The organism is Kribbella sp. NPDC051936 (assembly GCF_040680955.1).
In the GTDB taxonomy this organism is placed as follows: Bacteria; Actinomycetota; Actinomycetes; order Propionibacteriales; family Kribbellaceae; genus Kribbella.
The window spans coordinates 249,064-272,686 of the sequence record NZ_JBFAXS010000006.1; the positions used below are offsets into that span (position 1 = coordinate 249,064).

A 23,623-nucleotide genomic window follows, 5' to 3' on the forward strand; every position below is an offset into this window, starting at 1 on the left:
CTAGTCAATCTTGATTATCGCGATCGGGGGCGTCCGGGATCTTGCCCCAGTGGGTCACCATGCCCGGGTACGGCTCCCAGTCGGCGGGCTCGCCGGCGAAGGCGTAGGCGCCGCCGCGGATCCGGTCGAGGAACTCCCGGGTCCAGCGCAGTTCGCCCTCGTCGCGGGCCTTGGTGATCCGGAACATCTCGACCACGTGGTTCGGCGTCCCGGGGTCTTCCTGGATCTGGCGCTCGGCGAACGGCTCCGACTTGAGCCAGGACTCGATCTGGGTGATCCGCGCCTCGAGTGCCGCGATCACCTCGTCGCGGCGCAGCGACCACAGGAAGCTGATCGTGGCCTGCATCTTGTCGGGATGGAACCCGTCCACGGTCCAGAGCATGCCGCGCAACAGCGAGAAGTACTCCGTCTCGCCGTCCGCGGTCAGCTTGTACGACGTACGCCCGGGCCGGTGCGCACCGTCCTGCTCCAGCTCCTGCAGGTACCCGTGCTTGGCCAGGGTCCGCAGGCCGGTGTAGATCGAGCCGGGGTTGATGTTCGCCCAGTTCTCCACCTGCCACGTCATCAGCTCGCGCCGCAGCTGGTACCCGTACGCCGGCTGGAAGATCCGCACGACGCCGAGCAGCAACAACCGCGTGGTGGACATGCCCGCAGTGTAAATCCGCAGGACCGGCCGGGCGCCGCAGGCGTACGCTCCAGGACATGGACGTCCGGGTGACGAGTGATCCGCGTGCCTTCGAGCAGACCGCATTCCCTTTCCTGCAACAGGATCCGGTGCTGCACAACCTGGTCATGACCGTCGTCCACGAGCGGGTGACGGGCCGGATGCGCGACGCCGAGCCGGCGTTCTACGTCTCCGTGCACGACCCGGACGTGGTCGGTGTCGCGATGCGCACCCCAGGACGTTACGTGTACCTGGGTGCGCTGCGCGAGGACCTCGCCGTACCCGTCGCCGACGCGTTCGCCGGCGTACTGCCGCAGGAGGTCCCCGGCGTCGCGGGAGATCGACCCGTCGTGACCGCGTTCGGCGAGCGGTGGTGCGAGCATCGCGGCGGCCGGATGGACATCGTGCGCGGCACCCGGCTGCACAAACTGATGGAGCTCACCCCGACCGCGGCCGACGCCGGTGGCCCGCGGCTGATGACCGCGGACGAGGTCGACCTGGTCGCCGGGTGGGGCAAGGACGGGTTCGCCGAGGAGCTGCGCATCGGTTACCGCGAATGGGCCGAAGGACACCTCGAGCACCGGACCCTGTGGATCTGGGAGGTCGACGGCGCGCCGGTCAGCATGGTCGGTTTCCACCGGCCGGTGTTCGGCGTCAGCCGGGTCGGCCCGGTCTACACGCCTCCGGACCGGCGCCGGCACGGGTACGCCGGCGCGCTGACCAGCCACGTGACGGCGCTGATCCTTGCCGACGGCAACCAGGCGTGCCTGTTCACCGACCTCGCCAACCCGACGTCGAACAAGATCTACCACCAGGCGGGCTACCGCCCGGTGGCCGACTTCGTCGAGGCCGAGCTCAGCTGAGCTCGAGGGACTGGCCGGGGGCCAGGCCGTGGTACGGGCGGCCGCCGGCTTCGCCGATCCAGCGCTTCATCATGCCGAGGCCGATGTCGCTGAGCAGGGCGTTGTGAATGCCGACGGTCTGCTCCGCCTTGACCGAGCGTGCGTACTCGACCGCCGCCGGCAGTGCGAACCACGGGCCGGAGATCGGCACCAGGTTGGTGTGCACCTCGCGGTCCGGCCGGGTGAACGAGTCACCGGGGTGGTAGACCGCGTCGTCGACCAGGTATCCGATGTTCTCGCACGGTACGCCGAGCTCCGGCAGGATCACCGCATGGTCCTTGCCGTAGGCACGGACCGCGAACCCGGCCGCGTCGAAGGACTGACCGTCCGACACCACCGTGACCCGCTCGTCGCCCAGTTGGCCCGCGACACCGGCGGTGGTGAAGATCGGCGCCTGCAGCCCACGCAGCCGCTCGACGTCGACGTGGTCCGGGTGCTCGTGCGTGATCAGCACGGCGTCCGCGGTCTCGAACGCGGCGTCCTCGCTGAACGTTCCGGGATCGATCAGCAGCACCTTGCCGTCCTTCTCCAGCCGGACACAGGCATGTGCGAACTTCGTCAGCTTCACCCTCAGTCTCCCAACGCGTCTCTCATCGGCACCAGCTTGGCGTTCGTCTCGGCCAGTTCGGCGTCCGGGTCGGACCCCGCGACGATGCCGGCGCCGGCGAACAGGCGCATCCGGCGCGGGTCGTCGGAGTCGGCCTGGCCGCAGCGCAGCGCGATGCACCACTCGCCGTCGCCGGCGGCGTCCATCCAGCCGACCGGTCCGCTGAACCGGCCGCGCTGCATGCCCTCGATCTCGCCGATCAGGTCCCGCGCGACCGGTGTCGGCGTACCGCAGACGGCCGCGGACGGGTGCAGCGCGGCGGCGAGGCCGAGGGCGGAGGCGCCGTTGTTCGCGACGCCGGCGACGTCGGTGGCCAGGTGCATCACGTTCGGCAGGTGCAGCACGAACGGGGTCTCCGGCACGTTCATCGACGTACAGTGCGGCTCGAGCGCCTCGGCCACCGACCGGACCGCGAACTCGTGCTCCTCGAGGTCCTTCGAGGACCGGGCCAGCGACGCGGCCAGCGCCAGGTCGTGCGCGTCGTCACCGGTGCGCCGGATGGTCCCGGCCAGCACGCGGGACGTGATCAGGCCCTTCTCCCGGCGGACCAGCAGCTCGGGCGTGGCGCCGATCAGGCCGTCGACGGAGAACGTCCAGCAGTTCGGGTACGCCGTGGCGAGCCGGTGCAGCGGCCAGCGCTGGTCGATCGGCTGCTCGGCGATCGCGATCAGGTCGCGGGCCAGCACCACCTTGTCGAGCTCGCCGGCGGTGATCCGGCGGACCGCGTCGGCGACGATGCTCGACCAGTCCGTACCGGTCCGGGCGCCGTCGGCGAACGTCACGCCGAACACCGGGGACGGCTCGTGCCGGACCAGCTCCGGCGGGGCCGCCAGCGAACTGGCCGGCGAGATCGTGGTCACCCAGGTGGTGTCGCCGCGCCGGCCGACGATCACCTCGGGCACCACCAGCTCACTCGGGTCGGAGTCGGTGAACCCGAACGACCCGAAGCAGACCAGCCCGGAGCCCGGTACGCCGATCTCGTCGCGGACCACCGCGGCGCCGGTCAGTTCCCGCCACCAGGTCACGGCCTGCCGGAAGCGATTGCCACCGGCAACGTCCAACCGGGCGGCGACGCCCCAGCCGACGTGGCCGTCGCCCCGCCGTACCCACGCGAGTCCGCCCTCGGCCGGCAGATGGTCGAGCAGGTGCGCCGACACCCCGTCCACCGGCTGACTGCGAACCACCAACTGCGGTGCGGGGCCTCGGGTCGCGAGGGCCGCACGGCTACCTGGAGATGCACTCACGAGATGCAAGCGTATGCCTCCTGTCGGCCCGGCCTCACCCCGCGTGATGAACTAGACAGCGTGACGCGCGCAGATCTCAGCAAGGACCCGCAGGCCGTGGCGGCCATGTTCGACAACGTGGCCGAGGGGTACGACCGGACCAACGCGGTCGCCACCATGGGGCTGGAGAAGCTGTACTGGCGGCCCGCGACGCTGGCCGAGATCGCGCCGCGGAAGGGGCTGAAGATCCTCGACCTGGCGGCCGGGACCGGCGCGTCGAGCATCAACCTGCGTGAGGCCGGCGCCGAGGTGGTGTCCTGCGACTTCTCGGTCGGCATGCTCCGGGTCGGCAAGCGCCGGCACCCCGAGCTGGACCTGGTCGCGGGCGACGCGCTCCGGCTGCCGTTCGCCGACGACACGTTCGACGTGGTGACGATCTCCTGGGCGCTGCGGAACGTGAACGACGTGGCGGCCGCCCTGCGGGAGATGCTGCGGGTCACCCGGCCGGGCGGGCGGCTCGTCGTCCTCGAGCAGTCGCACCCGACCTGGAAGCCGTTCCGGGTGGTGTACCTGGAGTACATGATGCGGGCGGTGCCGGCGGTCGCGAAGGTGGTGTCGACCAATCCCGAGGCGTACGAGTACCTCGCGGAGTCGACCCGGGCGTGGCTGCCGCAGGAGCCGCTGGCCCGCGCGATCGAGGACGCCGGCTGGACCCGGGTGCAGTGGCGGAACCTGACCGGCGGCCTGGTGGCGATCCACCGCGGGGTGAAGCCGCGGCAGAATCCGGCCAGTTAATTACGCAACGGAACTTAAGCGAAAATCGCTTGTCCGCAAGGGGGTTGGGGCGAGTTTCGTGTCCGCGTCAGGCAGTCCTAGACTGTCGAGTGAAGAGGGTTCGTGAATGCCTTCACGAGCGCACAACGCCCCCCAACATCCAGGCCGGGAAGAGATGAGCCAGAGCGTGCCGAGCGGGCAGCAGGCGGAGACCGCCGATGTGATCGTCGTCGGCGCCGGACCCGCCGGATCGGCGGCGGCGTACCACCTGGCGAACGCCGGACTGGACGTCCTGCTGCTGGAGAAGACCGCGTTCCCGCGCGAGAAGGTCTGCGGCGACGGCCTCACTCCGCGCGGCACCAAGCAGCTCATCAACATGGGCATCGACATCTCCGAAGAGGCCGGTTGGATCCGGAACTACGGTCTGCGGATCCAGGGCGCCGGGCACGTCCTGCAACTCGACTGGCCGGATCTGGCCAGCCACCCGAACTACGGCCTGACCCGCAACCGGATGGACTTCGACGACATGCTCGCCCGGCAAGCCGTCAAGGCCGGGGCGCGGCTGCGCGAGCGGACCAACGTCAGCGGGCCGATCCTGGACGACCGCGGTCACATCGTCGGCGTCACCGCGAAGCCGGTCGACGACAACGGCCGGCGGGCCGGCGACGACCTCGAGTTCCGGGCGCCGCTGGTGATGGCGGCCGACGGCAACTCGTCCCGGCTGAGCATCGCGATGGGCCTGCACAAGCGCGACGACCGCCCGATGGGCGTCGCCGTCCGGACGTACTTCACCAGCCCGCGGACCAATGACGACTACCTGGAGTCCTGGCTCGAACTGTGGGCCGACGACCCCAAGCAGCCGGGCCAGCAGGTGCTCCTGCCGGGGTACGGCTGGATCTTCGGGATGGGCGACGGCACGGTCAACGTCGGGCTCGGCATCCTGAACACCTCCGACGCGTTCGGCAAGGTCGACTACGCCGACCTGCTGAAGGCGTGGCTGCGGAACACGCCGCCGGAGTGGCAGTTCACCGACGAGTTCCAGACCCTCCCGATCCGCGGGGCCGCGCTGCCGATGGGCTTCAACCGGCAGCCGCACTACACCCGCGGCCTGATGCTGCTCGGCGACGCCGGCGGCATGGTCAACCCGTTCAACGGCGAGGGCATCCCGTACGCGATGGAGTCCGGGGCGTTCGCCGCCGAGGTCGCCGCCCAGGCCCTGCGCCGGCAGCCGAACCAGCGCGAGCGCGCGCTGTCGGCGTACCCGAAGGCGCTCAAGCAGGAGTACGGCGGCTACTACACGCTCGGCCGGATCTTCGTGAAGCTGATCGGAAATCCGGAGGTGATGCGGCTGTGCACCAAGTACGGTCTGCCGCGCACCACCCTGATGAAGTTCACCCTGAAGTTGCTGGCCAACCTCACCGACCCGCGCGACGGCGACGTGATGGACAAGATCATCAACGGCCTCACGAAGCTCGCTCCCGCGGCCTGAAAACGGCGGGGCGAGTGAGCTGAGCCACAGCGCAACTGATAACACAGTCCTGGTACAGGGCTGACCCGATAGACAGAACCAACCGGCTGAAGGAGGGAGCACGCAGCGATGCACCCCTACACACCGATTCTCGCTCTAGGTGTGCTCGCGGCGCTCTTCGTCGCGGGCAGTATCGCCGTCAGCGCGCTGGTCGGCCCGAAGCGCTACAACCGGGCCAGGCTGGACTCGTACGAGTGCGGCATCGAGCCGACCCCGCAGCCGGTCGGCGGCGGCCGCTTCCCGGTGAAGTACTACATCACCGCGATGCTGTTCATCGTGTTCGACATCGAGATCATCTTCCTCTACCCGTGGGCGGTCGCTTTCGACCAGATGGCGCTGTTCGGGCTGGTCGAGATGGTCATCTTCATCGTCACCGTCTTCATCGCGTACACCTACGTGTGGCGCCGCGGCGGACTGGAGTGGGACTGACATGGGTCTTGAGGAACAGCTTCCGGCCGGCGTGCTGCTGAGCACCGTCGAAGGACTGCTCGGCTACATGCGCAAGGCCTCGTTGTGGCCGGCAACCTTCGGGCTGGCCTGCTGCGCCATCGAGATGATGACCACCGGCGCCCCGCGGTACGACGCGGCGCGGTTCGGCATGGAGGTCTTCCGGGCCTCGCCGCGGCAGGCCGACCTGATGATCGTGGCCGGCCGGGTGAGCCAGAAGATGGCTCCGGTGCTGCGCCAGATCTACGACCAGATGCCCGGCCCCAAGTGGGTGCTGGCGATGGGGGTCTGCGCGTCGTCGGGCGGCATGTTCAACAACTACGCGATCGTCCAGGGCGTGGACCACGTGGTACCGGTCGACATGTACCTGCCCGGCTGCCCGCCGCGGCCGGAGATGCTGCTGGACGCGTTCCTGAAGATCCACGACCAGATCCAGCACATGAAGCTCGGCGCGCACAAGAAGGCGCTGCAGACCGAGCAGGAGGCCGCGGCCCTGACCGCCGCCCCGACGATCGAGATGAAGGGTCTGCTCCGGTGAGTGACTCCCAACCCGAGAACCTTCCGGCGACGTCCGCGGCCGGGGACGCTCAGACCCCGGGCGCCGAGGTGATCGACCAGCGCGAGGGCATGTTCGGCGTCCGCGGCACCGGCGACACCTCCGGCTTCGGCGGCCTGCGCCGCCAGGTCGCGCTGCCGGGCAGCACCCCGCGGCCGTACGGCTCCTGGTTCGACGGTGCGGTGGACCGCCTCGAGGACCTGGCCGCCGACGGCGCGATCGAGAAGGTCGTCGTCGACCGCGGCGAGCTGACGCTGCACGTCAAGCGCGAGAACCTGGTCGAGGTCTGTCAGCACCTGCGCGACGACGAGGCGCTGCGGTTCGAGTTCTGCTCCGGTGTCAGCGGCGTGCACTACCCGCACGAGACCGGCCGGGAGCTGCACGCGGTCTACCACTTCATGTCGATCACCCACAACCGCCGGATCCGGCTGGAGGTGGCGGCGCCCGACAGCGACCCGCACATCCCGTCGATCGTCGCGGTCTACCCGGCCAACGACTGGCACGAGCGGGAGACCTGGGACTTCTTCGGCATCGTCTTCGACGGGCACCCGGCCCTGACCCGGATCCAGATGCCGGACGACTGGCCGGGTCACCCGCAGCGCAAGGACTACCCGCTCGGCGGTATCGACGTCGAGTACAAGGGCGCTGTCATCCCACCGCCCGACACGCGGAGGTCGTACAACTGATGACCACTACAGACCCGTACGCGACCACCCGGGACACCACCGAGGGCAAGGTCTTCACCGTCACCGGCCAGGACTGGGACTCGGTCGTCTCCGGTCTCGGCGAGGAGCCGGAAGAGCGCGTCGTCGTCAACATGGGCCCGCAGCACCCGTCCACGCACGGCGTGCTCCGGCTGATCCTCGAGCTCGACGGTGAGAACGTGACCGAGGCCCGCTGCGGCATCGGCTACCTGCACACCGGCATCGAGAAGAACATGGAGTTCCGCTCCTGGACGCAGGGCGTCACGTTCTGCACCCGGATGGACTACCTGTCGCCGTTCTACAACGAGGCGGCGTACTGCCTGGCGGTCGAGCGGCTGCTCGGGATCGAGGACCAGATCCCGGAGAAGGCCAACGTGATGCGGGTGCTCCTGATGGAGCTCAACCGGATCAGCAGCCACCTGGTCTGCATCGCCACCGGCGGTATGGAGATCGGCGCGCTGACCGTGATGACGATCGGCTTCCGCGAGCGCGAGAAGACCCTCGACCTGTTCGAGCTGATCACCGGCCTGCGGATGAACCACGCGTTCATCCGGCCGGGCGGTGTCGCGCAGGACCTGCCGCCGGGGGCGCTGGACAAGATCCGCGAGTACATCACGTGGATGAACCGGCACCTCAAGGAGTACGCCGAGCTCTGCAACGCGAACCCGATCTTCAAGGCCCGGCTGCAGAACGTCGGCTACCTGGACCTGGCCGGCTGCATGGCGCTCGGCATCTCGGGCCCGACGGTGCGCTCCACCGGCTACGCGCTGGACCTGCGCAAGACCCAGCCCTACTGCGGCTACGAGTCGTACGACTTCGACGTACCGACCTGGGACTCCTCGGACTCCTACGGGCGGTTCCGGGTGCGGCTGCAGGAGATGCACGAGTCGCTGAAGATCGTCGAGCAGTGCGCCGACCGGCTGGAGAGGATGGACGGCAAGCCGGTGATGGTCGCCGACAAGAAGATCGCCTGGCCGAGCCAGCTGGCGGTCGGCGCCGACGGGATGGGCAACTCGCTCGACCACATCAAGCACATCATGGGCGAGTCGATGGAAGCCCTGATCCATCACTTCAAGCTGGTCACCGAGGGCTTCCGGGTGCCGGCCGGCCAGGCCTACGTGCCGATCGAGTCGCCGCGCGGCGAGATGGGCGCGCACGTCGTCTCCGACGGCGGAACGAAGCCGTTCCGGGTGCACTTCCGTGACCCGTCCTTCGCAAACCTGCAGGCGATGCCGATCATGTGCGAGGGCGGCCAGGTCGCCGACGTGATCGTCGCCGTCGCCAGCCTTGACCCGGTGATGGGTGGAGTGGACCGCTAAATGGCCGAGAACCACACGACTGCTACCGACAAGACGGTGCCGAACAGCACCGGCGACTCGAAGATCACCGACGCCACGCTCGCCGAGATGCGCGAGATCGCGGCCCGGTACCCGGTCGCCCGGTCCGCGCTGCTGCCGATGCTGCACCTGGTGCAGTCGGTCGAGGGCCGGGTCACCCCGGAGGGCATCGAGGCCTGCGCCGACGTGCTCGGGCTGACCGGCGCCGAGGTGTCGGCGGTGGCCACCTTCTACACGATGTACAAGCGCCGCCCGGTCGGCGACTACCACGTCGGCGTCTGCACCAACACGCTGTGCGCGGTGATGGGCGGCGACCTGATCTTCGACCGCCTCAAGCAGCACCTGGACGTCGGCAACGACGAGACCACCGAGGACGGCAAGATCACCCTCGAGCACCTCGAGTGCAACGCCGCCTGCGACTACGCGCCGGTGATGATGGTCAACTGGGAGTTCTTCGACGACATGACGCCGGAGTCCGCGACCCAGCTGGTCGACGATCTGCGCGAGGGCAACGAGGTGAAGTCGCCGCGCGGTGCGACGGTCTGCACCTGGCGCGAGGCGGAGCGCGTGCTGGCCGGGTTCCCGGACGGCCGCGCCGACGAGGGCCCGACCGGAGGCAAGGCCTCGCTGGCCGGCCTCCGCCTGGCCCGCGAGCGCAACTGGTCGGCGCCGGGCGGCAACGGCGGCGGCTCCGGCCGCGCGGCCGAGACCACGGTGTCGCCGGAGGCGGCGGCCGGTCCGCGGCCGTCCGACCAGCCGGGCAAGGAATCGCAGGCAGTCGACGGTGACGACTCCCGGAAGGAGGACTGACGATGCTGACCCCCGTACTGTCCGACAACTGGGACCAGATCAACGCCTGGCAGCTCTCGTCGTACCAGCGAACCGGCGGGTACGACGCGCTGCGCACGGCGTTGCGGATGGAGCCGGCCGACGTCGTCGCCGCGGTCAAGGACTCCGGTCTGCGCGGCCGCGGCGGCGCGGGCTTCCCGACCGGGATGAAGTGGTCGTTCATCCCGCAGGACAACCCGAAGCCGAAGTACCTGGTCGTCAACGCCGACGAGTCCGAGCCGGGCACCTGCAAGGACATCCCGCTGATGATGGCCTCGCCGCACACGCTCGTCGAGGGCGTCGTCATCGCGTCCTACGCGATCCGCGCGTCGGTGGCGTTCATCTATGTCCGCGGTGAGGTCCTGCACGTGATCCGCCGGCTGCAGCAGGCGGTCCAGGAGGCCAAGGACGCCGGCTACATCGGCCAGAACATCCTCGGCAGCGGCTACGACCTCGACGTGGTCGTGCACGCCGGCGCCGGCGCCTACATCTGCGGCGAGGAGACGGCGCTGCTGGACTCGCTCGAAGGTCGTCGCGGTCAACCCCGTCTGCGTCCTCCGTTCCCCGCGGTCGCGGGCTTGTACGGCTGCCCCACTGTCATCAACAACGTCGAGTCGATCGCATCCGTTCCCGTCATCCTCAAGAACGGCGCGGACTGGTTCTCCTCGATGGGTACCGAGAAGTCCAAGGGCATGACGCTGTACTCGCTGTCCGGGCACGTCACCCGCCCGGGGCAGTACGAGGCGCCGCTGGGCATCACGCTGCGCGAGCTGCTCGACCTGGCCGGCGGGGTCCGTGAGGGCCACCAGCTGAAGTTCTGGACGCCGGGCGGTTCGTCGACGCCGCTGCTGACGGCGGAGCACCTCGACGTCCCGCTGGACTACGAGGGCGTCGGCTCGGTCGGTTCGATGCTCGGCACCAAGGCGCTGCAGATCTTCGACGACTCGGTGTGCGTGGTGCGCGCCGTGCTGCGCTGGACCGAGTTCTACAAGCACGAGTCCTGCGGCAAGTGCACGCCGTGCCGCGAGGGCACCTGGTGGCTGGTGCAGATCCTCGAGCGGCTGGAGAAGGGCCAGGGGTCCGAGAAGGACCTGGCCGAGCTGCTCGACCTGTGCGAGAACATCACCGGCCGGTCGTTCTGCGCGCTGGCCGACGGTGCGACCGCACCGATCGCCAGCTCGATCGCGCACTTCAAGGACGAGTACCTGGCGCACTTCGAGAACGGCGGCTGCCCGTTCGACCCGATGGCAAGCACTGTCTTCGCGACTGCTGGAGCTAGCGCATGACGATCCAAGCGAACCCGCCGGCCGGGTCCGAGGTGGAGCGCACCGATCTGGTGACGGTCACCATCGACGACATCGAGGTCAAGGTTCCGAAGAACACCCTGCTGATCCGGGCCGCCGAGCAGATCGGGATCCAGATCCCGCGGTTCTGCGACCACCCGCTGCTCGATCCGGTCGGCGCCTGCCGGCAGTGCCTGGTCGAGATCACCGACGCCGGGAACGGCCGGGGGATGCCGAAGCCGCAGGCCTCCTGCACGATCACCGTCGCCGACGGCATGGTGGTCCGGACCCAGGTGTCCTCGCCGGTGGCCGACAAGGCCCAGCACGGGATCATGGAGTTCCTGCTGATCAACCACCCGCTCGACTGCCCGGTCTGCGACAAGGGCGGCGAGTGCCCGCTGCAGAACCAGGCGATGAGCAACGGCGCCGCCGAGTCCCGGTTCCACGAGTCGCACGGGATCAAGCGGACCTACCCGAAGCCGATCAACATCTCGGCCGAGGTGCTGCTGGACCGCGAGCGCTGCATCCTCTGCGCGCGCTGCACGCGGTTCTCCGAGCAGATCGCCGGTGACCCGTTCATCGCGCTGATCGAGCGCGGCGCGCTGCAGCAGGTCGGCATCTACGAGAAGGAGCCCTTCGAGAGCTACTTCTCCGGCAACACGATCCAGATCTGCCCGGTCGGTGCGCTGACGAGTGCGGCGTACCGCTTCCGCTCGCGGCCGTTCGACCTGGTGTCGGTGCCGTCGGTGGCCGAGCACGACGCGTCCGGTGCGGCGATCCGGATCGACTACCGGCGCGGCAAGGTGATGCGCCGGCTGGCCGGTGACGACCCGCAGGTCAACGAGGAGTGGATCTCCGACAAGGACCGGTTCGCGTTCCAGTACGCGAACACCGGCGACCGGCTGACGCACCCGATGATCCGGGAGGACGGCCAGTTGCGCCCGGCGTCCTGGCCGGAGGCCCTGACCTTCGCGGCGGAGAAGCTGAACGCCGCGCGTGGCAACGCCGCGGTGCTGACCGGCGGCCGGCTGCCGCTCGAGGACGCCTACGCGTACTCGAAGTTCGCGCGGGTCGCGCTGGGCAGCAACGACATCGACTTCCGGGCCCGCCCGCACTCCGCGGAGGAGGCGGACTTCCTCGCCGCCGCGGTGGCCGGCACCGGCCTCGGGACGACGTTCGCGGACCTCGAGAAGGCCGGCTCGGTGCTGTTCGCCGGGTTCGAGCCCGAGGAGGAGGCGCCGTCGGTGTTCCTCCGGGTCCGCAAGGGCGTGAAGGCGCACGGCACCAAGGTGTTCACGATCGCGGCGTACGCGTCGCGTGGTGTGGAGAAGCTCGACGGCGTCGTCGTGCACGCGTCGCCGGGCACCGAGGCCGCCGTGCTCGCGGATCTCGGCAACGCCGGCGAGGCCGGGGCCGCTGCCCGGGCCGCGCTCGGACCGGACTCGATCATCGTCGTCGGCGAGCGGCTGGCCGCGGTGCCGGGCGGGTACTCGACGGCGCTCCGGCTCGCGCTCGACACCGGCGCGCAGCTGGCCTGGATCCCGCGCCGTGCGGGTGACCGGGCCGCGCTCGAGGCCGGCTGCCTGCCGGGCCTGCTGCCCGGTGGCCGCCTGGTCAGCGACCCGCAGGCGCGGGTCGACCTGCAGGCCGCCTGGGGCGTGGAGAGCCTGCCGGCCCAGCCGGGCAAGGACCTCACCGAGATCGTCCGGGACGCCGGATCGCTGCAGGCGCTGGTCGTCGCGGGTGTCGAGATCGACGACCTGCCCGACCCGGCCGCGGCCCTGGCCGCGCTCGCGGCGGCGCCGTTCGTGGTCAGCTTCGAGGTCCGCAACTCCCAGGTGACCGAGTACGCCGACGTGGTCTTCCCGGTCGTACCGCCGGTGGAGAAGTCCGGCACCTTCGTGAACTGGGAGGGCCGCGAGCGGCCGTTCCCGGTCGCGCTGAAGGTGCCGGCCGCGATGCCGGACGTCCGCGCGCTGGCCGCGCTGGCGCAGGAGATGGGCCGCTCGCTCGGCTTCAGCACGTCCGACGGCGCGAAGCGGGAGTACGACGAGCTCGGCCGCTGGGACGGCGACCGGGCCCAGGAGCCGACGTACCAGGCCGGTCCGGCCCTCGGCGCGTTCGACTCCACCCGGCTCGCGACCTGGCGGATGCTGATCGACGACAGCCGCGCCTGCGACGGTGAGCCGCATCTGACCGCGACCGCGCGCAAGCCGGTCGCCCGGATCTCGCTCACCACCGCGCACCGGATCGGTGTCGCCGACGGCGACGAGCTGGTGGTGAGCACCGACGCCGGATCGATCCGGCTGCCGGTCGTCATCACCCCGATGACCGACAACGTGGTCTGGCTGCCGACGAACTCGGCCGACTCGCACGTGCGCCGGTCGTTGCACGCAGACCATGGCTCGATCGTGACGATCGCCGGAGGGAACGCATGAGCTCCATCCCACTCGCGGTACCGGACGCCGGGGTCGGGCACGACCCGTGGTGGGTCATCCTGATCAAGGTCCTGTTCATCTTCGTCTTCCTCGTGGTGCTGACGCTGTTCAACATCTGGTGGGAACGCCGGGTGGTGGCGCGGATGCAGCACCGGATCGGCCCGAACGTGCACGGCCCGCAGGGTCTGCTGCAGTCGCTGGCCGACGGTGTGAAGCTGATGCTCAAGGAAGACCTGATGCCGAAGGGCGTCGACCGGCTGGTGTTCGTCCTGGCGCCGGCGATCGTCGCGGTGCCGGCCTTCCTCACCTTCGCGGTGATCCCGTTCGGGCCGACGGTGAAGATCCCGTTCACCGACACCTACACCCGGCTGCAGCTCACCGACCTGCCGGTCTCGGTGCTGTACGTGATGGCGGTCGCCTCGATCGGTATCTACGGCATCGTCCTCGGCGGCTGGTCGTCGAACTCGACGTACTCGCTGCTCGGCGGTCTGCGCTCCAGCGCGCAGATGATCTCGTACGAGGTCGGCATGGGCCTGGCGCTGGTGACCGTGTTCCTGTTCGCCGGCTCGATGTCCACCTCGGAGATCGTGGCGGCGCAGTCGCACCAGACCGTGCACTTGTTCGGGGCCGACATCCCGCTGCCCGGGTGGTACGCGTTCCTGCTGTTCCCGTCGTTCGTGATCTACGTGGTCTCGATGGTCGGCGAGACGAACCGGGCGCCGTTCGACCTGCCGGAGGCCGAGGGCGAACTGGTAGCGGGCTTCCTGACCGAGTACTCCTCGATCAAGTACGCGATGTTCTTCCTGGCCGAGTACATCAACATGGCGACCGTGTCCGCGCTGGCCACCACGCTGTTCCTGGGCGGCTGGCGGGCGCCGTGGCCGATCTCGCTCTGGGACGGCGCGAACTCCGGCTACTGGCCGGTGCTGTGGTTCATGGGCAAGCTGATGGGCTTCATCTTCTTCTACATCTGGCTGCGCGGAACGCTGCCGCGACTGCGCTACGACCAGTTCATGAAGCTCGGCTGGAAGGTCCTGATCCCGGTCTCGCTGTGCTGGATCCTGCTGGTCGCCACCGTCCGCGCGGTCGGCCGGGAGACCGATTTCAGCCGGACGACGCTCCTGGTCGCGGCCGCGATCGTGCTGGTGCTCGCGGTGCTCAGCATGTTCGCTCCGCAGAAGCCCAAGCCCGAGCAGGTCACCGAGGCCGACCGCGCGGAGGACTTCGACGCGTTCGCCGGCGGCTTCCCGGTGCCACCCCCGATGGCCGTCAACACTCCGAGCCGAAGCGAGGAAGCCAGAAATGGCTAGTGTCAAAGAGTCCCTCTGGGACCCGGTAGCCGGGTTCGGGGTCACCTTCCGGACGATGTTCCGCAAGGTGTTCACCGAGCAGTACCCGTTCGAGAAGAAGCCGACCGCGCCCCGGTTCCACGGCCGGCACCAGCTGAACCGCTGGCCGGACGGGCTGGAGAAGTGCATCGGCTGTGAGCTGTGTGCGTGGGCCTGCCCCGCGGACGCGATCTACGTCGAGGGCGCGGACAACACCGACGGCGACCGGTTCTCGCCGGGCGAGCGGTACGGCCGGGTGTACCAGATCAACTACCTGCGCTGCATCCTCTGCGGCCTGTGCATCGAGGCGTGCCCGACCCGGGCGCTCACGATGACCAACGAGTACGAGCTGGCCGACACCAGCCGCGCGTCCCTCATCTACGAGAAGAAGGACCTGCTGGCGCCGCTGCTCCCGGGCATGCAGGAGCCGCCGCACGAGATGCAGCTGGGCAAGACCGAGAAGGACTACTACCTCGGGCTCACCGGCGCTGCGGCCAAGGCCGACGGGAGTGACGCCAAATGATCGGTCTCGTCACCGGCCCGCAGGTCGCGTTCTGGATGCTGGCTCCGGTCATGATCCTGGCCGCGATCGGGATGGTGCTGGTCCGCAAGGCGGTGCACTCGGCGCTGCTGCTGGCGACGGTGATGATCTGTCTCGCGGTGCAGTACGCCGCGCAGGACGCGCCGTTCCTGTTCGCGGTCCAGATCATCGTCTACACCGGCGCGATCCTGATGCTGTTCCTGTTCGTGCTGATGCTGGTCGGCGTCGACGCGTCCGACTCGCTGGTCGAGACGATCCGCGGTCAGCGGCTGCTCGCCGGGATCGCGTTCCTGGGCTTCGGCGTCCTGCTGGTCGCCGCCGTCGGCAACGCGGTCTACGGCAATCCGGTCGGGCTGGCCGGCGCGCAGCCGGACGGGAACCCGAAGGCCATCGCGAACCTGCTGTTCAGCAAGTACGTCTGGGCCTTCGAGGTCACGTCGGCGCTGCTGATCACCGCGGCGATGGGCGCCATGATGCTGGCCCACCGCGAGCGGCTGACCAAGAAGCGCACCCAGCGCGACCACGCCGAGGAGCGGATCCGCAAGTACGCCGAGCAGGGCATCCACCCCGGCCCGCTGCCGACCCCCGGTGTGCTGGCCCGGCACAACGCCGTCGACACCCCGGCCCTGCTGCCGGACGGGTCGATCGCACCCACCTCGGTTTCGCGCGTGCTCCAGGCACGTGGCACCGTGTTGCCCGAGGCCGAGGAGCGCGCGGACATCGAAGAGGTGCGCGAGCTCGACCTGGGCGAGGCGTACCCGTCCGAGGCGGAGAGCACCGACACGACCGGATTCGTCGGCGAGGAGGACAAGGCGTGAGCGAGCGCAGCGAGCGAACCATCAGGCGCAGCACCCTTTTGTCATGCGCGCCCGGAGCGAAGCGAGGACGCGCATGACCACCGAGCCGTACATCGTGCTCGCGGCGATCCTGTTCAGTATCGGCGCGCTCGGCGTGCTGGTCCGCCGCAACGCCATCGTCGTCTTCATGTGCGTCGAGCTGATGCTGAACGCGACCAACCTCGCGTTCGTCAGCTTCGCCCGCCAGCACGGCAACCTCGACGGCCAGATCGCCGCCTTCTTCGTGATGGTGGTGGCCGCGGCCGAGGTCGTGATCGGGCTGGCGATCATCATGGCCATCTTCCGCACCCGTCGCTCGGCCTCGGTCGACGACGCCAACCTGCTCAAGTACTGAGGTAAGCACCCCATGAGTCATGAGCTGACGTGGCTGCTGGTTGCCGTACCAGCGGTGTCCGCGGCGATCCTGCTGCTCGGTGGCAAGGCCACCAACGCGTGGGGTCACCTGCTGGGCACGCTGGCGCCGGTGATCTCCTTCGTCTTCGGCGTCGTGCTGTTCGTCCAGATGCGCGGCCTGTCCGGCGAAGAGCGGTCCGAGACGGTCAACCTGTTCGAGTGGTTCTCGGTCGGCCACATCAAGGTCGAGTTCAGTCTGCTGATCGACCCGCTGTCGATCCTGTTCGTGCTGCTGATCACCGGTGTGGGTTCGCTGATCCACGTCTACTCGATCGGTTACATGGAGCACGACCCGCGCCGGCGGCGGTTCTTCGGCTACCTGAACCTGTTCATCGCGGCGATGCTGCTGCTGGTGCTCGCGGCCGACTATCTGCTGGTGTTCGTCGGCTGGGAGGGCGTCGGCCTGGCGTCGTACCTGCTGATCGGCTTCTGGCAGCACAAGACCTCGGCCGCGGTCGCCGCGAAGAAGGCGTTCGTGGTGAACCGGGTCGGTGACATCGGCCTGTCGCTCGCGGTGATGAGCATGTGGGTGCTGTTCGGCTCCTCGGCCTTCTCCACGGTGTTCGCGGGTGCCGACCAGCTGTCGAAGACCTGGGCCACGCTGCTCGGCCTGATGCTGCTGCTGGCCGCCTGCGGCAAGTCCGCGCAGGTGCCGCTGCAGTCCTGGCTGCTGGACGCGATGGAGGGCCCGACCCCGGTGTCGGCGCTGATCCATGCGGCGACCATGGTCACCGCCGGCGTCTACCTGGTGGTGCGGTCCGGAGTGATCTACGAGCAGACCGAGGCGGCGTCGACCGCGGTGGTCATCGTCGGTACGGTCACCGCCCTGGCCGGTGCGATCATCGGTTGCGCCAAGGACGACATCAAGAAGGCGCTGGCCGGTTCGACGATGAGCCAGATCGGCTACATGATGCTGGCCGCCGGCCTCGGCCCGGCCGGCTACGTGTTCGCGATCTTCCACCTGCTCACGCACGGCTTCTTCAAGGCCAACATGTTCCTCGGCGCCGGATCCGTCATGCACGGCATGAACGACGACGTGAACATGCGCCACTACGGCGCGCTGCGGACGGCGATGAAGATCACCTTCGTGACGTTCGGCTTCGGCTACCTGGCGATCCTCGGCATCCCGCCGTTCGCCGGCTTCTTCAGCAAGGACAAGATCATCGAGGCCGCGTTCGCGGACAACACGGTGATCGGTCTGTGCGCGCTGCTCGGCGCCGGGCTCACCGCGTTCTACATGACGCGGGTGATGATCATGACGTTCTTCGGCAAGAAGCGCTGGGCCGAGGACGTGCACCCGCACGAGTCGCCGAAGGTGATGACGTGGCCGCTGATCATCCTGGCCGCGCTCTCGCTGGCCGGCGGTGCGCTGTACTTCGCCGGTCACTGGATCGTCGGCTGGCTCGAGCCGGTGGTCGGGCACGAGGAGGAGCACCCTCCGGTGAGCGCAGCGGTGATGACGATCATCACCCTCGCGGTGGTTGCCGTCGGCATCGCGATCTCGGTGCTGATGTACCGCCGGGAGGTGCCGCGGGAGGCTCCGGCCGGCTCGCCGCTGACCAAGTTCGCGCGTCGTGACCTGTACGGCGACGCGCTGAACGAGGCGGTCTTCATGCGCCCGGGGCAGTACCTGACCCGGACGCTGGTCTGGCTCGACAACCGGGGCGTCGACGGCCTGGTCAACGGCCTGGCCGCACTGTTCGGCGGGCTGTCCGGCCGGCTCCGCCGGGTCCAGACGGGCTTCGTCCGTTCGTACGCACTCAGCATGGTCTTCGGCGCCGCATTCGTGGTCGTCGCCCTCCTCGCGGTGAGGTTGTCGTGAACATCGGTTGGCTGACCCTGTTACTGCTCCTGCCGTTCGTCGGGGCCATCGCGACGATGCTGGTGCCGAAGGCGAAGGCGCTGACGGCCAAGCAGGTCGCGCTCGGGTTCTCGCTCGTGACGCTGGTGCTGACCGCGATCGTCGCGATCGGCTACCAGCGCAACGGCGCCGAGGACTACGCCGTGACGCACACCTGGATCAAGGCCTTCGGCGCGCACTACGCGCTCGGCCTGGACGGCGTGGGCATCGTCCTGGTGGTGCTGACCGCGCTGCTGACGCCGATCGTGATGATCGCGTCCTGGAACGACGCGCAGCAGGGCCGCTGGTCGGAGAAGTCCTTCTTCGCCTGGATCCTCGGCCTGGAGGCGCTGTCGATCGGCGTGTTCGCCGCCACCGACGTGTTCTTGTTCTACGTGCTGTTCGAGGCCACGCTGATCCCGATGTACTTCCTGATCGGCGGCTTCGGCGGCCCGCAGCGTTCGTACGCCGCGGTGAAGTTCCTGCTCTACTCGCTGCTCGGCGGTCTGCTGATGCTGGCTTCGGTCGTCGGCCTGTACGTCGTCTCCGCGCGGCAGGGCGACCCGTCGTACCTGCTGTCGGACATGATGAAGCTGGACATGAGCCAGAACACCGAGCGCTGGCTGTTCCTCGGCTTCATGTTCGCGTTCGCGGTGAAGGCGCCGATGGTGCCGTTCCACACCTGGCTGCCGGACGCGGCCGGTGAGGCGACGCCGGGGACGTCGGTGCTGCTGGTCGGCATCCTGGACAAGATCGGCACCTTCGGGATGATCCGGTTCTGCCTGGGCCTGTTCCCGAACGCGTCCGAGTGGGCCACCCCGGTGGTGCTGGTGCTGGCGCTGATCTCGGTGCTGTACGGCGCGCTGCTGGCGATCGGGCAGACCGACATCAAGCGGCTGATCGCGTACACCTCGATCTCGCACTTCGGCTTCATCGTGATGGGTATCTTCGCGCTGACGTCACAGGGCCTGACCGGGTCGACGCTGTACATGTTCAACCACGGTCTCTCGACCGCGGCGCTGTTCCTGGTCGCCGGGTATCTCGTGTCCCGGCGCGGGTCCGCCCGGATCGCCGACTACGGCGGGGTGGAGAAGGTTGCACCGGTGCTCGCCGGGACCTTCCTGTTCGCCGGCCTGTCCAGCCTGGCGCTGCCCGGTCTGTCGCCGTTCATCTCCGAGTTCATGGTGCTGGCCGGGACCTTCAGCAAGCACCGGACGATCGCGGTGATCGCGGTGGTCGGTATCGTGCTGGCCGCGCTGTACATCCTGCTGATGTACCAACGCACGATGACCGGCCCGGTCCGCGACGGGATCGAGAAGCTCAAGGACCTGAACGTGCGTGAGGTCTTCGCGATCGCACCGCTGATCGTCCTGATCATCGGCCTCGGAATCTTCCCGAAGCCGATCGTCGACATCATCAAGCCCGCCGTCGAGGCGACCATGCAGCATGTGGGCGTCACCGACCCGGCACCGGAGATCCCCGCGACGGAGGGACAGAAGTGAGCGCGTTGTTGCTGCCGCTGGCGGACTTCACGGCGCCGAAGATCGAGTACAACGAGCTGGCTCCGCTGCTCGTCGTGTTCGGCGCGGCGTGTGTCGGCGTCCTGGTCGAGGCGTTCCTGCCGCGGCCGTTGCGGCACCTGGTGCAGCTGGCGATCACGGTGGTCGCCCTGGTCGTGTCCGGTGTCCTGACCGGCATCCTGATGAACGACAAGAAGGAGCTGGTCGCCGCGCAGGGCGCGATCTCGGTCGACGGCCCCGCGCTGTTCACCTGGATCGTCCTGCTGGCGCTGACGCTGATCAGCGTGCTGCTGTTCGCGGAGCGCTCGATCGACGGCGGCCTGTCCGCGTTCGCCGGCCAGGCGGCCGCCGTACCGGGCTCCGAGGCCGAGCGCGAGGGCACCGCGGCGCGTATCGAGCACACCGAGATCTTCCCGCTGACGCTGTTCGCGGTCGGCGGCATGATGCTGTTCGCGGCCTCGAACGACCTGCTCGTGCTGTTCGTCGCGCTCGAGGTGTTCTCGCTGCCGCTGTACCTGCTGTGCGGGCTGGCCCGCCGGCGCCGGCTGATCTCGCAGGAAGCCGCGATGAAGTACTTCCTGCTCGGCGCCTTCTCGTCGGCGTTCCTGCTGTTCGGGATCGCGCTGCTGTACGGGTACGCCGGCACGATGTCGCTCGGCGGGATCGCGGACGCGCTCGGCACGCAGACCGGCGGCGACGCCATCCTGCTCGCCGGCACCGGCCTGCTGGGAGTCGGCCTGCTGTTCAAGGTCGGCGCCGTGCCGTTCCACTCCTGGACGCCGGACGTCTACCAGGGCGCGCCGACGCCGGTCACCGGCTTCATGGCGGCCTGCACCAAGATCGCCGCGTTCGTCGGGCTGATGCGGGTCTTCTACGTCGCGCTCGGCGGGACGCGCTGGGACTGGGCGCCGATGATGTGGATCGTCGCGATCCTCACCATGGTGGTCGGTTCGATCGTCGCGATCACGCAGACCGACGTGAAGCGGATGCTGGCGTACTCGTCGATCGCGCACGCGGGCTTCCTGCTGACCGCGTTCGTCGGCCTCGCGCAGGTCGGGAGCGGCGTGCACAACGGCATCACCTCGACGCAGGCGGTGCTGTTCTACCTGGTCGCGTACGGCTTCCCGACGATCGGCGCGTTCGCCGTCGTGACGCTGGTGCGCGACGCGGGCGGCGAGGCGACGCACCTGTCCCGCTGGGCGGGCCTGGGCAAGAAGTCGCCGCTGCTGGCCGGGATCTTCGCGTTCTTCCTGCTGTCCTTCGCCGGCATCCCGCTGACCGCGGGCTTCACCGGCAAGTGGGCGGTCTTCAGCGCGGCATGGACCGGCGGCGCGTGGCCTTTGGTGGTTGTCGCTGTCCTGTCCAGCCTGGTCGCCGCGTTCTTCTACGTCCGCGTGATCGTGCTGATGTTCTTCTCCGACCTGCCGGCCGACGCGCCGGACGTGGCGCTGCCGGGCTGGCAGACCACGAGCGCCGTGGCGCTGGGTCTCGCTGCCACCGTCGTCCTCGGCCTGGTCCCCGGACCGGTGCTGGACCTGGCGGCCCGAGCTGGTGAGTTCATCCGTTGAGTCCGACCCCGCTGCCGGCCGAGAGCCTGGGATTCGAGTTCGCCGACGCAGGCCTCGAGTCCCGGGTCCGTGCCGGGCTGGAGCTTGTCGAGCAGGCGCTGCTCGACGCGACCGAGTCCGAGGCGCCGTTCGTCACCGCCGCCGCGCGGCACGTCATGGTTGCCGGTGGCAAGCGGTTCCGGCCGCTGCTGGTCCTGCTGGGGGCGGAGTTCGGCGCTGACGCCGGGGCGGACGGCGTGGTGAAGGCGGCCGTGGTCGTCGAGCTGACCCACGTCGCGACGCTGCACCACGACGACGTGATGGACGAGGCCGCGCTGCGCCGCGGGTCCTCGACCGCGAACGCGCGCTGGGACAACTCGGTGGCGATCCTGTCCGGCGACTGGCTGTTCGCCCGGGCGTCGGACCTGGTCGCGGACCTCGGCCCGGAAGCGGTCCGGATCCAGGCCCGGACCTTCGGCCGGCTGGTCGAGGGCCAGATCCGCGAGACGCTCGGCGTCGGCGAGGGGCAGGACCCGCTCACGCACTACCTGTCGGTGGTCGCCGACAAGACCGGCTCGCTGATCGCGACGTCCGTCCTCTTCGGCGCCCGGTACGCCGGTGCCTCGGAGGAGATCCAGGAATCGCTGCGGGCGTTCGGCGAGGAGATCGGCGTCGCCTTCCAGTTGGCCGACGACCTGCTGGACATCGCGTCTGAGTCCGGGCAGTCCGGCAAGACGCCCGGCACCGACCTGCGTGAGGGTGTGCCCACGCTGCCGGTGCTGATCTTCCGCGCCCAGGCAGACCCGGCGGACCCCACGGACGCCCGCCTGCTGGAGTTGCTGGACTCGGACCTGGCCGACGACGCCCGCTTGTCCGAGGCGCTCGACCTGCTCCGCTCCCACGCCGCCTTCCGCCAGGCCGAGGACGACGTACGCCGCCGCGCCGCCGACGCCCGCAAACTCCTCAGCACCCTCCCCGAAGGCCCCGGCCGCCAGGCCCTCGACGCCCTCTGCGACCTGGTAGCCACCCGCTCCGTCTGACCTGAGCCCTGGGCCGCTTCGCGACTCTGTGCGATGCTGTGCCGACTATGGGTGAGCGGGATGTTGTGTTGCCGGTGGCCGGGCGGTCGGTGGAGTCGTTGGCCGAGAGTGTGTTGCTGCATCTGCCGGCGTTGACCGACGCGCTGGTCGAGACGATCTACGCGCAGAACCCGGCGTACCGGGTGATGGATGCGGTTCCGCAGCAGGATCTGTGGCGGTCGTGTCATGACAACGTGGCTCGGGTCGTGCAGATGATCGCCGACAACGACGACCACTTCGACGCGGCGCAGGCGACCGGGCGGCGGCGCGCTGAGCAGCGGATGCCGCTGGACGACGTCCTGAAGTCGTTCCGGCTCGGCGGGCGGCTGGTGTGGGAGGCGTTGATCGAGGAGGCCCGCGCCCAGGGTGCGGTCGATTCGGAGGCGCTGCTGGATGTCGCGTCCAAGGTCTGGGAGGTCGTCGACCGGACGTCGTCGCAGGTCGCGGCCGCCTACCACGTCGCCGAGCGGCAACTCGTCCGCGCCGACGAGCGCCGCAGGTCGACGCTCTGGGAGGGCCTGCTGCACGGCCGCGGGAAGGACCGCGCGTTCGTCCAGGAAGCCGCCACGGTCCTCGACGTACCGATCGACGGCCGCTACCTGGTGGTGGCCATCGACAACTTGGTCGACGACGAGTGCACGACATCTTCGTTCGTACGCCGGTTCGCGGGTGTCCGGGTCGCCTCCGCGTGGCAGGTGCGTCCGCAGACCGTCGTCGGCTTGCTTGCGCTCGGCACGGAATCGCTGCCGAAGGCACTCGGCATCCTGCGCGATGTCGTGCATGCACCCGCGGGTCTGTCCGGCGTGGTGAACGGGCTGGCTGAGGTCAATCTCGCGTACCGGCAGGCGATGCTGGCCCGGCGGACCCTGCCGGCCGGTCAGATCGACGTGGCAGCTCTGACGGAGCGGCTGCCCGAGGCGTTGTTGCTCAGCGCACCGGAGTTGGCCGGGCAACTGGTCCAGACCTGGCTGGTTCCGCTGACCACGGTGCCGGCCTCGGAACGCGACCTCCTGCTCGACACCTTGGACAAGTGGGTGACGGCCGCCGGATCCGTCCGCCGGACAGCGGATCTCGCGCACTGTCACCGGAACACAGTCATCAACCGCCTGCACCGGGTGCATCAGATCACCGGCCGTGACGTCACCGAGGACGGTTGCCAGCTCGAACTCGGCCTTGCCCTGCGGGCGTTCAAGCTCTTCCCTGCGTGACCGATGGGTGTGCCTGTGC

The 23,623-nt window shown here is 69.2% G+C and carries 22 protein-coding genes; 19 read left to right on the forward strand and 3 right to left on the reverse strand.

The genetic code is table 11. From position 1 onward, the window contains the following. Nucleotides 1-4: 4 nt before the first annotated feature. On the reverse strand, nucleotides 5-646 hold the full coding sequence (locus AB0L64_RS22250) for a PadR family transcriptional regulator (RefSeq protein WP_363712800.1): 642 nt from the start codon (nucleotides 644-646) through the stop codon (nucleotides 5-7). Between the two features lie 56 nt (nucleotides 647-702). Here AB0L64_RS22250 and AB0L64_RS22255 point away from each other — a divergent pair, with 56 nt between their 5' ends. Then, complete coding sequence (locus AB0L64_RS22255) at nucleotides 703-1,527, forward strand: GNAT family N-acetyltransferase (protein ID WP_363712802.1); 825 nt, start codon at nucleotides 703-705, stop codon at nucleotides 1,525-1,527. On the opposite strand, the gene AB0L64_RS22260 is transcribed toward AB0L64_RS22255, so the two are convergent. Both AB0L64_RS22260 and AB0L64_RS22265 read right to left on the reverse strand, forming a co-directional pair. Continuing rightward, nucleotides 1,520-2,134: an MBL fold metallo-hydrolase gene (locus tag AB0L64_RS22260; RefSeq protein ID WP_359940877.1), complete on the reverse strand. Its 615-nt coding sequence runs from the start codon at nucleotides 2,132-2,134 to the stop codon at nucleotides 1,520-1,522. The genes AB0L64_RS22255 and AB0L64_RS22260 overlap by 8 nt on opposite strands. A 2-nt stretch (nucleotides 2,135-2,136) precedes the next feature. Continuing rightward, nucleotides 2,137-3,417: an isochorismate synthase gene (locus AB0L64_RS22265; protein WP_363712805.1), complete on the reverse strand. Its 1,281-nt coding sequence runs from the start codon at nucleotides 3,415-3,417 to the stop codon at nucleotides 2,137-2,139. 60 nt (nucleotides 3,418-3,477) lie between these two features. On the opposite strand from AB0L64_RS22265, the gene AB0L64_RS22270 reads away from it, so the two are divergent. From AB0L64_RS22270 to AB0L64_RS22355, 18 genes are all read left to right on the forward strand, one after another. After that, the gene (locus tag AB0L64_RS22270) at nucleotides 3,478-4,191 is read left to right on the forward strand and encodes a demethylmenaquinone methyltransferase (protein WP_359940883.1); all 714 of its coding nucleotides are present in this window, start codon (nucleotides 3,478-3,480) and stop codon (nucleotides 4,189-4,191) included. A gap of 154 nt (nucleotides 4,192-4,345) precedes the next feature. Beyond that, entirely contained in the window at nucleotides 4,346-5,659 is a 1,314-nt protein-coding gene (locus AB0L64_RS22275) for a geranylgeranyl reductase family protein (RefSeq protein ID WP_363712807.1), read from the forward strand. 108 nt (nucleotides 5,660-5,767) lie between these two features. Beyond that, nucleotides 5,768-6,127 (forward strand): NADH-quinone oxidoreductase subunit A, encoded by a 360-nt coding sequence (locus AB0L64_RS22280; RefSeq protein ID WP_355694469.1) that lies wholly within the window; start codon nucleotides 5,768-5,770, stop codon nucleotides 6,125-6,127. 1 nt (nucleotide 6,128) lies between these two features. Next, nucleotides 6,129-6,683 carry an NADH-quinone oxidoreductase subunit B gene (locus AB0L64_RS22285; protein WP_131286677.1) on the forward strand — a complete coding sequence of 185 codons (555 nt, stop codon included), beginning with the start codon at nucleotides 6,129-6,131 and terminating at the stop codon, nucleotides 6,681-6,683. Beyond that, nucleotides 6,680-7,387 (forward strand): NADH-quinone oxidoreductase subunit C, encoded by a 708-nt coding sequence (locus AB0L64_RS22290; protein WP_363712809.1) that lies wholly within the window; start codon nucleotides 6,680-6,682, stop codon nucleotides 7,385-7,387. The genes AB0L64_RS22285 and AB0L64_RS22290 overlap by 4 nt, the downstream gene beginning before the upstream one ends. Further along, nucleotides 7,387-8,724, forward strand: a complete 1,338-nt coding sequence (locus AB0L64_RS22295; protein ID WP_363712811.1) for an NADH-quinone oxidoreductase subunit D — start codon at nucleotides 7,387-7,389, stop codon at nucleotides 8,722-8,724. The genes AB0L64_RS22290 and AB0L64_RS22295 overlap by 1 nt, the downstream gene beginning before the upstream one ends. Further along, nucleotides 8,725-9,552 carry an NADH-quinone oxidoreductase subunit NuoE gene (gene nuoE, locus AB0L64_RS22300; protein WP_363712813.1) on the forward strand — a complete coding sequence of 276 codons (828 nt, stop codon included), beginning with the start codon at nucleotides 8,725-8,727 and terminating at the stop codon, nucleotides 9,550-9,552. Between the two features lie 2 nt (nucleotides 9,553-9,554). Beyond that, a complete protein-coding gene (nuoF, locus tag AB0L64_RS22305) occupies nucleotides 9,555-10,856 on the forward strand; it encodes an NADH-quinone oxidoreductase subunit NuoF (RefSeq protein ID WP_363712815.1) in 1,302 nt (433 codons plus the stop codon). Continuing rightward, a complete protein-coding gene (locus tag AB0L64_RS22310) occupies nucleotides 10,853-13,291 on the forward strand; it encodes an NADH-quinone oxidoreductase subunit G (RefSeq protein ID WP_363712817.1) in 2,439 nt (812 codons plus the stop codon). The genes nuoF and AB0L64_RS22310 overlap by 4 nt, the downstream gene beginning before the upstream one ends. Further along, nucleotides 13,288-14,601 carry an NADH-quinone oxidoreductase subunit NuoH gene (nuoH, locus tag AB0L64_RS22315; RefSeq protein WP_363712819.1) on the forward strand — a complete coding sequence of 438 codons (1,314 nt, stop codon included), beginning with the start codon at nucleotides 13,288-13,290 and terminating at the stop codon, nucleotides 14,599-14,601. Before AB0L64_RS22310 ends, nuoH begins: the two co-directional genes overlap by 4 nt. After that, nucleotides 14,594-15,142 (forward strand): NADH-quinone oxidoreductase subunit NuoI, encoded by a 549-nt coding sequence (gene nuoI, locus AB0L64_RS22320; RefSeq protein WP_359940909.1) that lies wholly within the window; start codon nucleotides 14,594-14,596, stop codon nucleotides 15,140-15,142. Before nuoH ends, nuoI begins: the two co-directional genes overlap by 8 nt. Next, on the forward strand, nucleotides 15,139-15,978 hold the full coding sequence (locus AB0L64_RS22325; protein ID WP_363712821.1) for an NADH-quinone oxidoreductase subunit J: 840 nt from the start codon (nucleotides 15,139-15,141) through the stop codon (nucleotides 15,976-15,978). The genes nuoI and AB0L64_RS22325 overlap by 4 nt, the downstream gene beginning before the upstream one ends. Before the next feature lie 73 nt (nucleotides 15,979-16,051). Beyond that, on the forward strand, nucleotides 16,052-16,351 hold the full coding sequence (gene nuoK / locus AB0L64_RS22330) for an NADH-quinone oxidoreductase subunit NuoK (RefSeq protein WP_130384807.1): 300 nt from the start codon (nucleotides 16,052-16,054) through the stop codon (nucleotides 16,349-16,351). Nucleotides 16,352-16,363: 12 nt separating this feature from the next. After that, complete coding sequence (nuoL, locus tag AB0L64_RS22335; protein ID WP_363712824.1) at nucleotides 16,364-18,232, forward strand: NADH-quinone oxidoreductase subunit L; 1,869 nt, start codon at nucleotides 16,364-16,366, stop codon at nucleotides 18,230-18,232. Then, complete coding sequence (locus tag AB0L64_RS22340; protein WP_355694453.1) at nucleotides 18,229-19,752, forward strand: NADH-quinone oxidoreductase subunit M; 1,524 nt, start codon at nucleotides 18,229-18,231, stop codon at nucleotides 19,750-19,752. The genes nuoL and AB0L64_RS22340 overlap by 4 nt, the downstream gene beginning before the upstream one ends. Further along, entirely contained in the window at nucleotides 19,749-21,338 is a 1,590-nt protein-coding gene (gene nuoN, locus AB0L64_RS22345) for an NADH-quinone oxidoreductase subunit NuoN (RefSeq protein ID WP_363712826.1), read from the forward strand. Before AB0L64_RS22340 ends, nuoN begins: the two co-directional genes overlap by 4 nt. 77 nt (nucleotides 21,339-21,415) lie before the next feature. Then, nucleotides 21,416-22,357 (forward strand): polyprenyl synthetase family protein, encoded by a 942-nt coding sequence (locus AB0L64_RS22350; RefSeq protein WP_363713496.1) that lies wholly within the window; start codon nucleotides 21,416-21,418, stop codon nucleotides 22,355-22,357. Nucleotides 22,358-22,404: 47 nt separating this feature from the next. Next, nucleotides 22,405-23,604, forward strand: a complete 1,200-nt coding sequence (locus AB0L64_RS22355; RefSeq protein WP_363712828.1) for a helix-turn-helix domain-containing protein — start codon at nucleotides 22,405-22,407, stop codon at nucleotides 23,602-23,604. The last annotated feature ends 19 nt before the right edge of the window (nucleotides 23,605-23,623 follow it).

Excerpts from the sequence above, each read along its gene's own strand:
- nuoE (WP_363712813.1), top strand. The coding sequence starts at position 8,725 with ATGGCCGAGAACCACACGACTGCTACCGACAAGACGGTGCCGAACAGC.
- nuoH (WP_363712819.1), top strand. The coding sequence starts at position 13,288 with ATGAGCTCCATCCCACTCGCGGTACCGGACGCCGGGGTCGGGCACGAC.
- nuoL (WP_363712824.1), top strand. The coding sequence starts at position 16,364 with ATGAGTCATGAGCTGACGTGGCTGCTGGTTGCCGTACCAGCGGTGTCC.
- AB0L64_RS22325 (WP_363712821.1), top strand. The coding sequence starts at position 15,139 with ATGATCGGTCTCGTCACCGGCCCGCAGGTCGCGTTCTGGATGCTGGCT.
- AB0L64_RS22295 (WP_363712811.1), top strand. The coding sequence starts at position 7,387 with ATGACCACTACAGACCCGTACGCGACCACCCGGGACACCACCGAGGGC.
- AB0L64_RS22250 (WP_363712800.1), bottom strand. The coding sequence starts at position 646 with ATGTCCACCACGCGGTTGTTGCTGCTCGGCGTCGTGCGGATCTTCCAG.
- AB0L64_RS22285 (WP_131286677.1), top strand. The coding sequence starts at position 6,129 with ATGGGTCTTGAGGAACAGCTTCCGGCCGGCGTGCTGCTGAGCACCGTC.
- AB0L64_RS22310 (WP_363712817.1), top strand. The coding sequence starts at position 10,853 with ATGACGATCCAAGCGAACCCGCCGGCCGGGTCCGAGGTGGAGCGCACC.
- AB0L64_RS22275 (WP_363712807.1), top strand. The coding sequence starts at position 4,346 with ATGAGCCAGAGCGTGCCGAGCGGGCAGCAGGCGGAGACCGCCGATGTG.
- nuoK (WP_130384807.1), top strand. The coding sequence starts at position 16,052 with ATGACCACCGAGCCGTACATCGTGCTCGCGGCGATCCTGTTCAGTATC.
- AB0L64_RS22280 (WP_355694469.1), top strand. The coding sequence starts at position 5,768 with ATGCACCCCTACACACCGATTCTCGCTCTAGGTGTGCTCGCGGCGCTC.
- AB0L64_RS22355 (WP_363712828.1), top strand. The coding sequence starts at position 22,405 with ATGGGTGAGCGGGATGTTGTGTTGCCGGTGGCCGGGCGGTCGGTGGAG.
- nuoF (WP_363712815.1), top strand. The coding sequence starts at position 9,555 with ATGCTGACCCCCGTACTGTCCGACAACTGGGACCAGATCAACGCCTGG.
- nuoI (WP_359940909.1), top strand. The coding sequence starts at position 14,594 with ATGGCTAGTGTCAAAGAGTCCCTCTGGGACCCGGTAGCCGGGTTCGGG.
- AB0L64_RS22255 (WP_363712802.1), top strand. The coding sequence starts at position 703 with ATGGACGTCCGGGTGACGAGTGATCCGCGTGCCTTCGAGCAGACCGCA.